This window comes from Pseudomonas sp. Emmai, assembly GCF_055179735.1.
On sequence record NZ_CM143685.1, the window covers coordinates 4,118,506 to 4,135,147 of the forward strand.

9 protein-coding genes are annotated in these 16,642 nt (G+C 57.9%); 4 read left to right on the forward strand and 5 right to left on the reverse strand.

Going from position 1 to position 16,642, the window contains the following annotated elements; all coding sequences use genetic code 11:
* Positions 1-27 precede the first annotated feature (27 nt).
* The 5 genes from ACY4LX_RS18980 to ACY4LX_RS19000 all read right to left on the reverse strand — a co-directional run bounded on the left by ACY4LX_RS18980 (position 28) and on the right by ACY4LX_RS19000 (position 6,568).
* Positions 28-405 (reverse strand): response regulator, encoded by a 378-nt coding sequence (locus tag ACY4LX_RS18980; RefSeq protein WP_149660342.1) that lies wholly within the window; start codon positions 403-405, stop codon positions 28-30.
* Positions 406-482: 77 nt separating this feature from the next.
* A complete protein-coding gene (locus ACY4LX_RS18985) occupies positions 483-1,664 on the reverse strand; it encodes a hybrid sensor histidine kinase/response regulator (RefSeq protein WP_463257428.1) in 1,182 nt (393 codons plus the stop codon).
* Positions 1,658-2,251, reverse strand: coding sequence for a chemotaxis protein CheB (locus ACY4LX_RS18990; RefSeq protein ID WP_149660340.1), 594 nt, complete (start codon positions 2,249-2,251; stop codon positions 1,658-1,660). The genes ACY4LX_RS18985 and ACY4LX_RS18990 overlap by 7 nt, the downstream gene beginning before the upstream one ends.
* Entirely contained in the window at positions 2,248-3,063 is an 816-nt protein-coding gene (locus ACY4LX_RS18995; RefSeq protein ID WP_149660339.1) for a CheR family methyltransferase, read from the reverse strand. Before ACY4LX_RS18995 ends, ACY4LX_RS18990 begins: the two co-directional genes overlap by 4 nt.
* 13 nt (positions 3,064-3,076) lie before the next feature.
* A complete protein-coding gene (locus ACY4LX_RS19000) occupies positions 3,077-6,568 on the reverse strand; it encodes a response regulator (protein ID WP_463257429.1) in 3,492 nt (1,163 codons plus the stop codon).
* Positions 6,569-6,832: 264 nt separating this feature from the next.
* On the opposite strand from ACY4LX_RS19000, the gene ACY4LX_RS19005 reads away from it, so the two are divergent.
* From ACY4LX_RS19005 to ACY4LX_RS19020, 4 genes are all read left to right on the forward strand, one after another.
* The gene (locus ACY4LX_RS19005; protein ID WP_463257430.1) at positions 6,833-7,192 is read left to right on the forward strand and encodes a response regulator; all 360 of its coding nucleotides are present in this window, start codon (positions 6,833-6,835) and stop codon (positions 7,190-7,192) included.
* A gap of 105 nt (positions 7,193-7,297) precedes the next feature.
* Positions 7,298-8,797 (forward strand): PhoPQ-activated protein PqaA family protein, encoded by a 1,500-nt coding sequence (locus ACY4LX_RS19010; protein ID WP_463257431.1) that lies wholly within the window; start codon positions 7,298-7,300, stop codon positions 8,795-8,797.
* Positions 8,798-9,211: 414 nt separating this feature from the next.
* Positions 9,212-12,742 (forward strand): hypothetical protein, encoded by a 3,531-nt coding sequence (locus tag ACY4LX_RS19015; RefSeq protein ID WP_463257432.1) that lies wholly within the window; start codon positions 9,212-9,214, stop codon positions 12,740-12,742.
* Between the two features lie 73 nt (positions 12,743-12,815).
* The gene (locus tag ACY4LX_RS19020) at positions 12,816-16,592 is read left to right on the forward strand and encodes a hypothetical protein (protein WP_463257433.1); all 3,777 of its coding nucleotides are present in this window, start codon (positions 12,816-12,818) and stop codon (positions 16,590-16,592) included.
* Positions 16,593-16,642 lie beyond the last annotated feature (50 nt).

The following is a 16,642-nucleotide window of genomic DNA, read 5'->3' on the forward strand; positions in this document are numbered from 1 at the left end:
CCATGCACCGATAGGCGTTTTTTGATCTCAGGACAGCATTTCCTGCATCAATTCCTGCAACACATACAGGTCAAACGGCTTGCCCAGAATCGGCGCCTTGCGGGTAATCGGGCTGTCGGTCTCGCGGATTTCCTGCGGATAACCGCTGATGAAAATAACCTTGAGCTCCGGTCGCAGCTTGACCGCGGGCTCGGCGATCTGCACGCCGGAAATCCCGCCAGGCAGGCGGAAGTCGGTAATCATCATGTCCAGGTGCGGTTTACTGGCCAGGATTTCGAAGGCTTGCTCGCCGTTTTCGGCCTGCAACACCCGATACCCCTCGCCCGACAGATAGGCAGACAACACCATCAAAATCGAGGGATCGTCCTCGACAATGAGTACTACATCTTGCGCATCTTCACTCATGGGAAGCCTTTGTTCGGTCAATAGCTGCTGATACGACCGTGAGGTCGTTCAGAGGTTGCGTTTATCTGGCTGCTTTCCTACAGCGGCAGACAAACGCGAAATAAGGCGCCTTCGTTGATTCTGCTCTCGACGACGATGGATCCGCCATGGGCGGCGACGATTTGCTCGGAAATAAAGAGCCCGAGCCCAAGTCCCGCAATCACGGTCTTGGCTGAAACCCGTTCGAACTGTTGAAAAATACGCTTCTGGTTTTCTTCACTGATGCCGATGCCGCGGTCCTGGACCTCGACCCGGGCCTGGCCTTCGTGGCAATACACCCGCACATCGATCTGACCCTTGCCGCCATAGCGCAGGGCGTTGGTCAGCAAGTTGGAAATCACCTGCTCGATCCGGAACTCGTCCCACTGCCCTTCCACCGGCCCTTCGGCGCTGAACGTCACCGAGGACTCGGCGGCATCGACCTGCGGCGCGAAGTTTTGCAGCAGGTTGTCGACCAGTTTCACCAGATCTACCCGGCTCGGGCGGATCGACAGTTTGCCGGTGCGGATGCGCGAGACATCGAGCATGTCTTCGATCAGGCGGATCAGGCTTTTGATCTGCCGCTCGTCGCGGTCGACCATGGCGTGCATCTTGTCCAGGGTAAACGCCGCTGCGTTGTCCCGGGCCAGGTGCATCTTGCGCAATTGGGTTTCGAGGATCAGGCCATTGAGCGGCGTGCGCACTTCGTGGGCGACGATCGACATAAAGTCATCGCGCATGCGCACGGCCTGCTCCAGGTCATTCTGAGTGGTCTGCAGTTTTTTCAGCAGCGCTTCCTGCTCGCGACGGCTCTGCTCCAGGGCTTCGACCTGTTGCTTCATGGCCTTGCTCTGGCGATACAGGTCGACGAACACATTGACCTTGCTCTTGACCGCGTGGATATCCAGCGGCTTGTGCAAGAAGTCCACGGCACCGCTTTCGTACCCTTTGAACGCGTAGTTCAGCTCACGGCCAGCAGCGCTGACGAAGACAATCGGGATGTTCTTGGTCTTTTCCGTGCCGCGCATCAGTTCGGCCAGTTCGAAGCCGTTCATGCCCGGCATCTGCACGTCAAGAATGGCCATGGCGAATTCGTGTTGCAGCAACAACGACAGCGCTTCGTCCGCCGACAGCGCCTTGTAGACCATGCGGTCTTCGCGCTTGATCAACGCTTCGAGGGCCAGCAGGTTTTCCGGCAGATCGTCGACGATCAGCAGTTTGGCTTGGATGTCACTCAGCATGCTATTCGTTCCAACTCGACAAGCAAACGGCCGATGCCGCGTATAGGGAGAATGTGGTCAGGTTGATGCAAGTCCAGCGCCGCCTGGGGCATCGTCGCGACCTGGGCTTCGTCCGGGTCTTGCACCACGGTCAGGCCGCCACGGTACTTGACCTGGGCCAGACCGTTGGCGCCATCGCGGTTGGCACCGGTCAACAACACGGCCGCCAGCGCCGGTCCGTAAGCATCAGCGGCGGACTCGAACAGAAAATCAATGGCCGGCCGCGAATAGTGCACGCGGTCCTCCAGGCTCAACGAGAAACTGCGGTCCTGTTCCACCGAGAGGTGATAGCCCGGCGCGGCAAAATACAGGGTCCCGGCTTCGACCAACGTCTTGTCGACAGCCTCCAGCACCGGCAGTGAAACCCGTCGGGCAAACACCTCGGTCAACTGGCTGCGACGATCGTCAGGCAGGTGCAGCACCACGATGATCGGCAGGGCAAACCCTTCACGCAGCGGGCTGAGGATATTCAGCAGCGCCTCGACTCCGCCAGCCGAAGCGCCGATCACGATAGCCTCTACGGTCGGCAAACCGGCTTCGTTGTTCATGATTTACGGTAGATCCGTTCTTGTTTGACCAATGGCTCGAACTGCTTGCCGAACGCCGAGAAATCCGGGGTTTCCTTGCTGCCCAGCACCAGGAATCCACGATGGCACAGCGACTCATGAAACAAGCCAAACGCTCGATCCTGCAATTTTTTATTGAAGTAAATCAATACGTTGCGACACGAAATTAATTGAGTTTCTGAAAACACACTGTCGGTCGCCAGGCTATGGTCAGCAAAGGTCACGTTCTCGCACAGGCTCTTGTCGAAAATCGCGTAACCATAGGCGGCCGTGTAGTAGTCGGCAAACGAGCGCTGGCCACCGGCCTGCTGGTAATTGGAAGTGTAGGCGCGCACGTTCTCCATGGAGAAAATCCCTTGCTTGGCTTTTTCCAGTGAGCGCGGATTGATGTCGGTGGCGTAGATGATCGTGCGTTCGAGCAAGCCTTCCTCGCGCAACAGGATCGCCATCGAATAGACCTCTTCGCCGGTGCTGCACCCGGCAATCCAGATCTTGATCGACGGATAGGTCTTGAGCAGCGGTACCACTTCCTTACGGATCGCCAGAAAGTGCGACGGGTCACGGAACATCTCGCTGACCGGGATCGTCAGCAACTGCAGCAACTGCATGAACGCGGTCGGGTCGTGCAGGACTTTCTCCTGCAACGCCGAGATGGTCGCGCACTCGAACTGACTCAAGGCATGAGCGACTCGGCGCTTGATCGAGGCGCCGGAGTAGTCACGAAAGTCATAGCTGTACTTGAGGTAGATCGCCTCGATCAGCAGCCGCAGTTCGATTTCGGTGTTCTTTTCCACTAAATGCTATCCACTAGATGCGTTCCATCTTCGGTAACCACACACGAATCAGCGAGAACAGGCGATCGAGGTCGATCGGCTTGGCCAGGTAATCGTTGGAACCCGCCGCCAGGCAGCGCTCCTGATCGTCCTTCATGGCCTTGGCCGTGACGGCGATGATCGGCAGCTTGCGCCAGCGCGGGTCCTGGCGGATCAAGGTCGTGGCCTCGAAACCGTCCATCTCCGGCATCATCACGTCCATCAGCACCAGGTCGATGTCTTCGACTTCATTCAATTTTTCAATCGCCTCACGACCATTCCGGCCAATGACCACGACTGCGCCCTTTTGCTCCAGCGCACTGGTCAGGGCGAAGATATTGCGCACATCGTCGTCGACCAGCAGCACCTTGCGACCCTCGAAGACCTTGTCGCGACTGCGCGCGGTCTTGAGCATCTTCTGCCGCTCATGGGACAACTGGGATTCGACTTTGTGCAGAAAGAGTGTCACTTCATCCAGCAACCGCTCTGGCGAGCGGGCACCCTTGATGATGATCGAGCGCGAATACTTGCGCAGCTCGGCCTCTTCATCCCGGGTCAGGTTGCGTCCGGTGTAGACGATCACGGGCGGGAATGAGCAGATGTCTTCGGTGGACATGCGCTTGAGCAGATCGTTGCCGAGCATGTCCGGCAGCTTCAGGTCGATGATCATGCAATCGAAGACCGTTTCGCGCAGCCGGTCCAGCGCTTCCTGGGCGAAACCGACGGCGGTGATCTCGATGTCTTCTTCGCCGATCAGGCGGGCAATGCTGTCGCGCTGCAAATCATCGTCTTCCACCAGCAGCACCCGTTTGACCTTCTGGGTCAGCTTGGCTTCGAGGCGGGCAAACACGTCCTTGAGTTCTTCGCGGGTGGTCGGCTTGACCGCATAACCGATGGCGCCCATGTGCATCGCCGCTTCAACCCGGTCTTCGACCGAGATGATGTGCACCGGGATGTGCCGGGTTTCGGCGTGTTCTTTCAGGCGCTGCAACACCGTCAGCCCCGAATGATCCGGCAGGCGCATGTCCAGCAGGATGGCGTCGGGGATGAACTCCCTGGCCAGGTCATACCCTTCATCGGCGCCGTGGGCGACCAGGCACTGGTAACCCAGTTCGTGGGCCAGGTCGTAGAGGATGTGGGCGAAATTCACCTCATCTTCCACCACCAGGATGCAGCGCGTGGCGAACGGTGCCTTGGCGCGGTCATCATCGAAGCGCGGGATATCGACTTCGGCAATCAGCGGTACCGGCGCCGCGACCGGTGCTTTTGGCGTGTAGGCGACCGGCGTCGCGCGCATTGGCTCGACCGGCTCGTCACCCGGCTCGACGTATTGCTGCGGCAACACCAGGGTGAACGCACTGCCCTGCCCCGGTTCGCTGGTGACACTGATCGAACCGCCGAGCAACATGGCCAGGTCCCGGGAAATCGACAGGCCCAACCCGGTGCCGCCATAACGGCGGTTGGTGGTGCCGTCTGCCTGGCGGAAGGCTTCGAAGATGCTTTCCTGCTGTTCCGCGGCAATACCGATCCCGGAGTCGCGAACGATAAAGGCGATACCGTCGCCCGGCTGACTGGCGACAGTCAGGCTGACGGTGCCTTTTTCGGTGAACTTCACCGCGTTCGACAGCAGGTTCTTGATCACTTGTTCCAGGCGCTGGCGGTCGGTGTAGATCATCATCGGCGCACCGGCCTGCAACTCGATCTGGAAATCGAGCTTCTTGTCCGTGGCCATCGGCTCGAACATGCCGCGCAGGCCCTCCACCAGACGAGAGACGCTGGTGTTTTCCGGGCGCATGTCCAGCTTGCCGGCCTCGACTTTGGAAATATCCAGAATATCGTTGATCAGGTTGAGCAAGTCATTGCCGGCGGAATAGATCGACTCGGCGAACTTGACCTGTTCGGCGCTGAGGTTGTCCTGCGGGTTCTCCGCCAGCAACTTGGCGAGGATCAACGAACTGTTCAGCGGCGTGCGCAGTTCGTGGGACATGTTGGCGAGGAATTCGGATTTGTACTTGCTGGAGCGCTGCAATTCTTCGGCGCGGTCTTCCAGCTGAATCTGCGCCTGATTGAGTTCGGTGTTCTTCTGATCCATGGCGTCGCGCTGGTCGGCGAGGATCTGTGCTTGCTCGGCGAGCTGTTCGTTGGTCTGCTCCAGCTCCACTTGCTGGGTTTCCAGGTGCGCCTGGGATTCCTTGAGAATCCGCGATTGCTCTTCCAGCTCTTCGTTCGCGGTCTTGAGCTCTTCCTGCTGGACTTGCAGTTCTTCGTTGAGCTGCTGGGTTTCGGCCAGCACTTCCTGCAAGCGTTGACGGTAGCGCGCCGCTTCGATCGAAGTGCCGATGTTGCCGGCGATCAGTTCGAGCAGTTCGATGTCGCGCTCGTCCAGGGTCCGCAGGAAGCCAAGTTCGATCACGCCATTGACCCGGTCGTCGTCACTGGTCGGCACCACCAACACACTGTGGGGCAAGCCTTCGCCCAGGCCGGAGCTGACCTTGAAGTAGTCTTCTGGCACGTTGTCCAGGCGAATCAACCGGCCTTGTTTCACCGCCTGGCCGATAATCCCTTCGCCGTCGTAGACCGACTGTTCCTGCGCTTCCTGCTCGCGGGACAAACCATAAGAAGCCACGCGCTTGAGGCCGCCATGTTCTTCACGCACATAGATCGCCGCCACGGCGGTCCCGAGGTATTGCGCGCAGAATTGCAGGATATTGCGCCCCAGCAAGTTCAGGGTCAGTTGCCCCAGCACTTGCTCAGCCAGTTCGGTCTGGCCACTGCGCAGCCACGCCTGCTTCTCCAGGCGGTCGGCGGCACTCTGCTGCGCGGCGAGGTTGGCGCTGTAGTTCTGGGAGAGATTGAGCAGGTCACGGCGGCCAATGTAAGCCAGCAATGCACTGATCCCGGCGACGAACACCAGGTACAAGGTGATGCTCCAGATCGTGGTGCGGCGCACTTCTTCGTTGCGCGTGGTGCGCAACTGCTGCTCCATGTCGATCACGTCCTGGAACTGCGTACGGATTTCATCGGTCAGGCGCTTGCCGCGCCCGGCCTTGATCGCGCCGCGAAAATCGCCGCTGGAGCGCTGCAAATCGATCATCGATTGCGCGTAGGCGGCCCACTCGGTTTGCAAGGCCTGGAGACGGCGCAAACGGTCGGTCTGCACCGGGTTGTCGGCGGTCAGTTCGAGCAAGGTATTGAGGGCGACGGCGATTCGCGGCCTGGCCGTTTCATACGGGTCCAGGAAGTGCTCGTCGCCACTGAGCAGGAAGCCGCGCATGCCGGTTTCCAGGTCAACGGTCAGTTTTACCGCTTCATTGGCGTTATTGATCACCCGGTCGGTGTGCTCCACCCACTGAATGACGGACAACAGGTAAGTGATCAACGCCACAAAGAAAACCGCACTGATCACGCCCACGCCCAGCGGCAAGCTGACGTTGCGGCTCAGGAGTTTGCGGAATCGTTGCTCGTCAACCGAAGACGCAGAGGTCATGGGGAAGGCCTTGTCGAACTGTTGAAAACCAAGGAGTTTGCCCCAAAACGGACGCATTGATCTAATTTTCTGACAGCTCTGGGGACAAATTCCTGCAATTAACTGCGCTTGATCATTGCCGCGCGTTATCCTTGCAGGTTCTTGTACAACCATAGTTTTTTGTATCGGGTCGGGAACTTGTCGGGGTCCGGCAATTACTCAACCAAGAGACCGGCGATTTCGATCGACCGCCGACCCGTAAACCCAACCTTGAGAGCTCCTACTATGTCCGCCGATTCGTCCATCATTCTCGTCGTCGAAGACGACGACATCGTCCGCATGCTGATCGTCGATGTGCTGGAGGAACTTGAATTCAAGGTGCTGGAAGCCGATGGCAGCGAAAAGGCACTGGAGTTTCTCAATGACGAAGACCAGTACATCGACCTGATGATGACCGATGTCGGCTTGCCGGGGATGGATGGCCGTGAATTGGCCACCCAGGCGCGCATGCTGCGCCCGGAATTGCCGATCCTGTTTGCCAGCGGCTACGCCGAACGCATCGAGGTGGCGACCGGCACGCAGGTGATTGGCAAGCCGTTCTCGATTGATCAGTTGCGCGACAAGGTCAAGGGTATGCTGGCCTGATTCGACCTCAGCCCCTGTCGCACCTGTCAAGTCTGACAGTAGATGGAACCCGCCCGCATGGAGTTTGATTGGACCGGTCATTCCCGCTCATAAGGAACTGAGTCCATGCCGAGTCAAACCGAACTCTATGCACGTTACTTGAAGGCCTGCGCGCTGGTGCTTGCACTCATCGCTGGCTATGGTTGCCAATCCTCTTCGCCCGACGATCCCCAACAATGCTTTGAACAAAACGGACAGGCGTTCAGCGAAGTCTTGAGGTGTTATCACCAGGCCCAGGCGTCGCAACCGTTGCGCTACACCGATAAGGGCCAGGAGCAACAGCCCGGCGTCAGCATCCGGCGATTTGAGCTGACGTCGCAGGCCTGGGCCCAGGACGGTCAGGTCGCCCCGGCGCAGTGGCTGCATGACGTCGATCTGTACATTCCCGACAATGTTCAAGGCTCGCGGGCGGTACTGGTCGCCAACGACGGCGTCAACAACCCGCTGCCCGGCCAGTCACCCACCCCGCCCAACAACTTTACCCGACAGACATTGCTCAACATCGCCCGACAAACCGGTTCAATCGTGGTGGCGGTCAGCAATGTACCGAACCAGTACCTGACCTACAGCGATGACGCCGTGCCGCGCACCGAAGATGGCAGTGTCGCCCATAGCTGGAAACTGTTCATGCAGGCACCGGAGCGCCAGCCTTTCATCTCGTTGCATGTGCCGATGATGGAAGCGCTGGTCAAGGCCATGGACCTGGCGCAAAAGGAAGCGCCTGCGGGCCAGGCCAAAAGCTTTTTGGCCACCGGTGTATCGAAGCGCGGCTGGGCGGTATGGCTGGCGGCCCTGGCGGACCATCGCATCGATAGCATTGCGCCGTTTGTCATTGATGTCCTGAACACCGAGCGGGTGTTTGACCAGACGTTTCTGGCGTACGGCGGCAACTGGCCCTTGGCGTACTTCGACTACTACTCCCAAGGCGTGATCGCCCAACGCAAGACCCCGGCGTTCAGCAAGCTGATGCGCGTTGAAGACCCGACGACCTACCCGCCCGCTTATCTCGCCCGCTTGAGCATCCCCAAATACATCGTCAACGCCAGCGGTGATGACTTCTTCATCCCGGATGCTTCACGCCTGTACTTCCCGGGGCTGCCGGGTGAGAAGGCGCTGCGTGTCCTGCCCAACTCCCCCCACGATGTCCGGCCACTGGTTGAGGCGAACCTGATTCCGTACATCAAGCGTCGGCAGGCGGGCAAGCCCCTGCCGACGTTGAAGGTGCAGGAACAGCGCCTGGGCGTGACGTCGACCCGACTGCACGTGACGTTGTCCGAGCTGCCGGTCAAGGTCACCAAATGGGCAGCCCACAACCCGCAGGCCCGGGACTTCCGCTACAACTGCACAGTGCCCTACACCGCCGCGCAGTTCCCGGCGTCGACAGAACTGCAGACCACTTACCAGGCGCCCAAGACCGGCTGGGGCGCCGAGTTTTTCGAGTTTGAATTCGCTGACGGCTTGGTCGCCACGACCACCGTCACGGTTCTTCCGGACACCTACCCGACCCAGGCACCGCCCGCTGATGAGGCGCTTTGCAGAACACTGCCCGGCACCGTGGCTAAATAACCTCCTAAGTTGAACACTCGCAACGACAAAGTACTTTAACTTTGTCGTTGCCTGCTCAACTTTCCACCCGATACGTTTGAATACCAAACTACCCAACGCAACATCCATTTATATAAAGCAACTTGAACCCTTCTCGAAAAATACACAACATCCAAACAAGGAACACCCTCATAAATAATATTAGGTAACACCGTGACAACTCCAACCTTTAAAACGATCAACCGCTATTCTTTCGACGCAACCCTGCAAGCAAGAACACTGCGCAATGAAGCTGACAAGTTCGAAAGAGACTTGGTCATTCTCAAACTAAAAGAGGCGGTGCGCAGCACTGAAGAGACTGACTGGGACTCGCATGAAATTGACTTGAAACCGGGCTCTTCGCTTTATCAACTGCACATGCCCGCGAGCATCCTGTTGAATAAACTGAGCGCCGAACCGCTTATCCAGCAACATGCCGTGCGGCTATTCCGCGAACCGCTTATCGATGCTTTCGTCAACGCTGAGGGCAGCCTGTTCATTCGCGGCGACGCCTGGGAGCCCATCACCCAGATGGCTAACCGTTCTGCCTCGACCCAAGCCCAGCTGAAATGCCTGACGGACATTGCCAAACAAATAGGCGGCATTGTCTCCTCCAGCAATACCGTGGAAATATCGCAATGGATGAAGTTTCACGATCTGAATGTACCCACCACGCCGGCACAAACAAAAAACCTGCTCGACTTCCTGGAGTTCGATATTCCTTCTGCCGATTACCTGGGCAACTATTGGAATCAACTATTCGCGACTGAGGACGGTGAAACGGTATTAACCACCGATCAACAGGCCGCCATGCGCAAGTTAACTGCCGAGTTCCTGCCTAAAGGAAAAAACTTACTCGACAAACTGTATGAAGAAGCATTGAACAGTCGCCCGGTCATTTGGGACGACGCCGGGGATATGCTCAAGTCGCTCGTCAGTCATCCCACTTCCCGGGCATTGGCCAAACGCTACATCACCCGACTGGCCTGGTTTGGCGCCAACGCTGATGAATCGGTCCACGATGAAGACCTCGATCAACTCTTGATCACGGCAATCCTGTTGGACCTGAACCCGCCCGTTGTCACGCAGGACGCACGCAGCCCGTTCGGCAGCCTGGACATTTATTCGCCGGACAATGTTGATTTGCTGCACTTCCTGGTGCGCCAACAACTGGAAACCTACCTGGTGAACAACCAGCGGGTCGGCGCACAAGCCGCGCCACTGGCGGCGCATCTGCTGCTCGCCAACGTCGCGCCGGAGTTCCTGATCAAGCAATTACCGTCCTCACCGCTTTTGGGCTCCATTGCCTGGGTGACGTTCAGCCGCACCGTCGCATTGATTGAGCTCCAAGTCCGGGGGGCGTCGCGTTTGATGACATTTGCGCAGGTCATGCAATACGCGGCCATTGAACCCGTCGGTCCTTACCAGGAAAAAATCAGCGGCTTGGCGGCCATCAACCCGATTGTCGATTGGGCATTGCTGAACAGCGTGATCACACGGGCGGCATTGCAACGCCACAGCGCCGGAGCACTGCAAGAAGCGTCTACGGCGTACCACGCATTCCTGGAGCAGTTGAACCAGGCCGCCACCACGTTTGCCACGCCGCCCCCGAGTCGCCGGGCGCTCGCCCTGGCGCAACTGCAAGCGATCCTGCCGGATAGCGATGACCTGGAAAAAGAATTCCTGACCCACGCCGGGACCGCTTGGCAGTATCAGCCGGTCGTGCCTTATGCCGCTGACGAGATGTTTGAAAACCAGAAAATGTCGATGGTCGAGCTACACATGTCCGGCGACCTGGTTCGCCAGCAATGGAACGACCCCGCTTACGACCTCTTTAAAAAATACCCCGCGCTGTTGCCCGAGCTGAACAAGCTGTCCGGTGATTTTGAGGCGCCTGTGCGCGCCTATCAGCAGCAACTGCAACACGCGTTGGCGACCAATCTGCAACTGGCATTGGCGCAGTTGGATGAGGCCGATCAGAAAGACCTGCTACGCAGCGAAATCACCTTATACACCGTGCGCGCCTCGGCGCAGTTCGACGCCAAGGCCCCGGTAGCCTTGAATGGCCGCTTCGGCATGGAGTACCTGACCAGCATTGAAACCCAGGAAGCGATCGATGCCGCTACCGGTCATTACGGTGTGGTCATGTGTGCGTCTTTTCGCGGGAAAACCACCTGTTTTGAGCTCTTCAGCCTGCATGGCCAATGCCTGAAAAACCCAGCGCTTGGTGCGGCGATCAGTCAAGCGGCGCTGCACAAAAACCGCGCCCGGATCGACTTCACTGGCGACCTGAATCGCGCCATGAAACCCGCGCAACTGAGCGCCATGCCCCTGGACATCACCAACTACACGCACGGCAGCGTACCGAACCGCAAAGTGTCCAGTGAAGTCGTCCTCGACAAACTGGCGGTACTGGCGGCCCCCATTGAGACGACCATTGACAAGAAAGGCGTCTATCAACGCTTCCACTACCCGAACCTGGAACGCATCGCCCACTTCATCGCCCGCCATCGTCCTCTCGCCACTTACGCCGAGCTGAAAGAAATCGCCTTGGGGCAAACCCGGCTCGAAAAGTTGATCCGCAAGAATGAAGAACGGACCGAGTTCATGCTCAACCTGATCATCCCCTTCCGCTCCTGCATCGCGGAAATTCGTTCCGGGGAACGGGTACGGGTCGCGCAAGGCATCTTTGGTTGCATCATGGATGCCATCGCGGTCATCGGCGGTGTTGCCGGAGCGGCGTCGAATATCGCCGGCATCATGTCCAAGACCGTTTCCTCCTGCTCCAGGATCGCCAGCATTGCCAAAGAGCTGGTCATCCTGGCGATCGGGACTTTCAATCCGCTGGATGGTTTGCGTTCTTACGCCAGCATCGGTGCGAAGGCGCTCCTCAAAGGTGGCCTGCGCTTGAACCTGGTGGGCATGGACGCCGTGACGAAAGCCAGGATGCAGGTGCACCGGCTGACCAAAATGGCCGACTCCTATGACCTGGTCAAAGCGTCGAAACGCTCCGATCTCGTGCAAGGGACCTGGATTCCCAAGGACAGCAGCGAATCCGTTAACGCCTGGGCCTGCCGTAGCCGCAACAATCAATGGCACGCACTCAATCGCTTTGGCCGGCCATGGGGCGAGTCGTTGAAAAATTTCCGCCGGGTCGGCGAGATCCGCTTACCGCGTTTCGACAAACAATTGCCGGCCCTCTACACCAGCACGGTGATTGAAAATGCCCTGTCGAGCGCCCGCCGAAAAATGGACGCCGCCGTCAGGGTACTGGCCCAGGCGAACAGGAAAGTCGATGTCGACGCCCTCGCCAGGCTATTGCTGGGTGGCAGCTCAATCGAAGCGGTCAATAACGTTCTGATGGCGCAAAAGTCGTACTGCGGTGCGGTGGACCTGGGTAATTTCCTGCTGGATGAAGCAGACAGTGCCAACGAAATGCTCACCTTGGACCTCAGTGAGTTCCAGGTATGGAAAAACGCCGGCCCGTTGCAACGGGAGAAACAATTCCTGCGCGTCGACTGCGCCGACCTCAACGAACGCTTCCGCGAGCACCACCTGAACGAAGGCGTGATTGCCGATGATTTGATTCGAACCCTGCTCCACGCCAGCAGCATCGATGACCTGAGCTACGCCCTGCCGTTGCCGAACACCGATTCGCGCTATCAACAGCTGGACGTGGCGCCGCTGCTGAACCTGGCCAACGGGCATCATCCGATCGCCGACGAAGGGGTTGCGACCCGCTACCACGACCGCGCCCAGGCCCGGAACAACGCGGACTCCTTGACAGTATTCACCTCGCTATTGAGTCAGCTGGAAACCCACCCGGCGAACTTTGCCGAGAACCTGTCGGCCATGAGTGCCGCGCTGCAAGCCGCTCGCCAGGGCGCTATCAACCGGCCAGTGCCGATTTACCTGAACAGGCTCTAAACCCCTGTTTCATCGGGAGGCCTGGCATGAGGGCCCTCCTTCACTTTTTTCAAACTTAATGAATGGACTCAAAATGAATAACACAAGCAACAGCACGCTCACCGAGCGACACCTTTCGCGCCCCATCAGCCCTTCCAACAACGATGTCGATCCCACAAGCAGCAATGACAGCGAGCGACAGGAAGTCATCAGCCGATTGAAAACCATATTGGCTGATGACAACACAGGATTCGCCCCTGCCTGGACCCTGCCAGTTATTTCCCTGGAGCGCGATTCAAGCCTTGAAAGCTCGATGGTGCCCGGCATTGAGCTGTTAAAGCGAATGGTCAGCAAAGACGCCTTTAAACGGATCCTGAGCAGGCACCAATTAGCCGAAGACGCGGTGTTTCAAGTTGCAGAGAACGGGCACATCACCGCACAGACTCCGAACTTCACCTACGACCTGACCAGCCGCACCCAACTGGACCCCGAACTGGACGATGACCTGAAAACCCTCGCCGAAATGGCGGCGGCACTGGGTGGCGCGGTGACGCTCGACGACCGGGTCAGCCTGACGCAATGGTTCAGTTTCCACGAGCATCCCATCCCCAAAACAGCCGAGCAGACCCAACGCCTCATCACGTTGCTGGAGCTGAATCTGCCGAAAAGTCCGCTACTGGGTAACTATTGGGACATGCTCTCGATCGCCACCGACAGCCCGATCAGCCTGAATGACACCCAGCGCCGCCAAATCAAGGCCCTGACTCAGCGTCACATTCAGGGGCCAGGAACGCTGCTGGATCACCTGTCGCAAGTTGCCTTGGGGCGGGACATCTCGACCATCAGCCGATCCGACGCCGATGAACATCTGCAGACACTCGCGTCCCACTCCATCGCGGCCTCTTGGGCCGAAGGCTATATCAACGAACTAGGGTGGTATGGCGCATCGAGCGATGAGCCGATATCCGATGGGTATCGGCAGCAGGTGATGCTCACAGCGGTACTCCTGGACCTGCACCCTTCCATTGGCGAAGCGGAACCGCGCAATCATGTTGCCGGGTTTAATCTCTACGCCACTGAGCATGTTGAACACTCTTTTGCTGCCGTTCGCACCGCGTTGGAGAGTCATCTAGTTGCCAAGGCCGGCGTTAGCGAACAGACCGCGCCTCTCGCCGCCCATTTGTTGCTAGCCGGCACCGCGCCTGAGTTCCTGGTCAAAGACGTGCCTCCGACCCTGCTGCTGGGTACACCGCAATGGGTTGAGTTTTGTCGTGGCGTGGCGATGGTGGAATTCAACGCGCCGGGCTCTTCCCGCCTGATGACGTATGCACACATCAAAAAAATGGCAACGATTGATTGGGCGGATGAAGCGCTGACAACCCTCAACAGCGTGCTCGCCATCGACCCCCTGCTCGACTGGGCCCTGCTCAACGGCATTGTCACACTGACCGATGTGCAGAACGCCCACGCCACGGCCGTGGCCACTGCAACTTCGGCTTATGAAAAGCACCTTGGACACCTCGTCGACATCCAGACCCAGTTGTCGAAAAAATTCCCGACACGGCGGGACATCGCGTTAAGACTGCTGAAAGTTACAGCCCCTGATTGCGATTTTGTTGAAGATGAGATTCTGCGCAAAAAGAGCCCACACGCCGCTCGCCCGGGCTTTGCCACATCAGAGCCGATGTCGTTGGTTGAGTTGTTGATGGCCAATGAACTCGGCTCCCGGGAATGGGATTTGGCGGACGACAGCCTCTATGACATTTATCCGTTTATCAATAATGAAACCCATCGGTTGAGACCCGAATTCGATCGTTTGTTCAATCGGGCTCACACCCAATTCTCGGAAGCCATGAGCAGCAGTTTCAAACTGGCTTTTGCGACACTGCCACCGCTTGATCGCCAGCGATTGTTAAAAGGACAGGTGTCGCTGTTCACCGTCCGGCCTTCAGTCGCGGTCATCCCCAAGCCGGACAATACATTCTCGTTGAACCCGTTTAAGTTAATCACTCACACGGTCACCGAGTTCACCCAACTAGGCTACAAGGAAAACCAGGCCGACAAAGATGCCGCGACCGGACGTTATGGTGTGGTGGTCGGTGCTTACTACGAGAACAAGTTGTATTGCTACGAACTGTTCACACTGCACGGCGTCTGCCGCGAAAACCCCGCGCTCGCCGAAGTGATCAGCCGTAACGGCTTGTTGAACCAGGCCCCACGCACGGATTTCTCTGGCAGTGCGAATCGCTACGGCCCTCCTTCTGCCACTTATCATTTACCGACTGATATCGAGTGCTATACCCACGGCGTAAACCCCGGCATCCAACCCGCCAGCATTGGTGTGATTGAAAAACTCGCCATTCTTCCCGTGGCCGCCACACACTCAACCCGCCAGCCGCGCAGTTATTACCAAAGTTTTGACAGTGGCGAGTTCAACGAGCTTGCAGCCTTCATTCAGAAACACCGTCCCCTTGCGACCTATGACGAGCTGTCAAAAGAGTGCTGGGGACAGACCAAACTGGAGCGGTTGCGGGCCGAGTACGATGGCATTATCGACACAGCGCTCAACTTCATTGTCCCGTTCAAGTCGTGCATCCAGGACATCCTTTCGGACGATCCGGATCGCCGGGCAGAAGGTTGGGCGTCGTGCACCATTGAGGCGGCCATGACACTGCTGCTGGTGGTCGGCGCGGTCGCCAAGGTGGTCAGCATTGCCGCTAAAACCGCTTCCATCGCGGCAAAGGCCGCCAGCATGGCAAAAGTGGGCGTCGGCTTGTTGAACAGCGTGTTCAATCCGTTGGACGGCATTCCCGCCTTGTTGCGCAAGGGCGTGAAGGTGCTGAAGCTCAAGAAATTGGGCACCAATGTTCTGGAAAACGCCACGTTTCAACTGCGCAAGTTGACCGGCAGCGCGCAATCCTATGACTTGGTCAAAGCCGCCAACCGTGCAGACACCGGCATGGGAACCTGGCGTCCATTGGCGTCATCGACGGACTCGATCGCCGTCCTGGCTACGCGCCACAACGACCAATGGTACCCATTGAACCGTAGTGGCCAGCCTATCGGGCCAAAGCTGCAAAACTTCCATTTCCTGAACGCGCTCCGCTTGCCCGGATTGCATAAAATCATGCCCGCAACCTATACCCGCAAGTTGCTTCAGGAGGCATTGCCGGCTGCCCGGAAAAAAGTGGATGACGCCATTAAAGTGTTGACTGACGTGACATCGGAGAAAGATTCAGGCGTCGCCCTGAAACTGCTCATGGGGGATCACTCCGCCGAGAGTCGCAGAAAATTTCTGTCCGCCCTGCAGGATGTCAAAAAAGACTTGGCAAAGATCACGCCCGATAACTTCGAACTCGACACCTATACCAAGACAAACAGCCTGGCCGCGCTGAATCCGATTGCCTACAAGGAATGGATAAATGCCGGTGAGACTAAAGCGGCTCAAAAGAAATTCATGCGGATTTATTCGGAAAACTTCAACGACCAATATCGCAAGGAGGGATTCACGTCCACCGTTCCTGCTGATGATCTGATTCATGAAGTCTTTCACGGAGCCCCCGACACTCTGGACCACACTTACGCCAGTGCGCCGGTGTCCGGTCGAATCGGCAACCAGCAACGCCTGGACGTCAAGCGATTGATGAACCTGGCGTCTGGTCACTTCCGTGACGACAACCTCAAGTTGCTGGATAAGACCCTGGCCTTTGACAATGCCGACTCGTTTGCCGTGACCACCTCTTTGTTGAGCCAATCTTCCAGCAATAACCTTATGTTTCTTGAAAACATCGCCACCTTGCAGAAGCAGGCGGATAGAGCTCGCGGTGGCTACATTGGCTGGGAGGTGGTGTTGAACTTCAACCCGGTTTGATCAACGGCCCCATTGGCAGGGGCATCTGTGCGCAGGGCTGTGGTTTAATC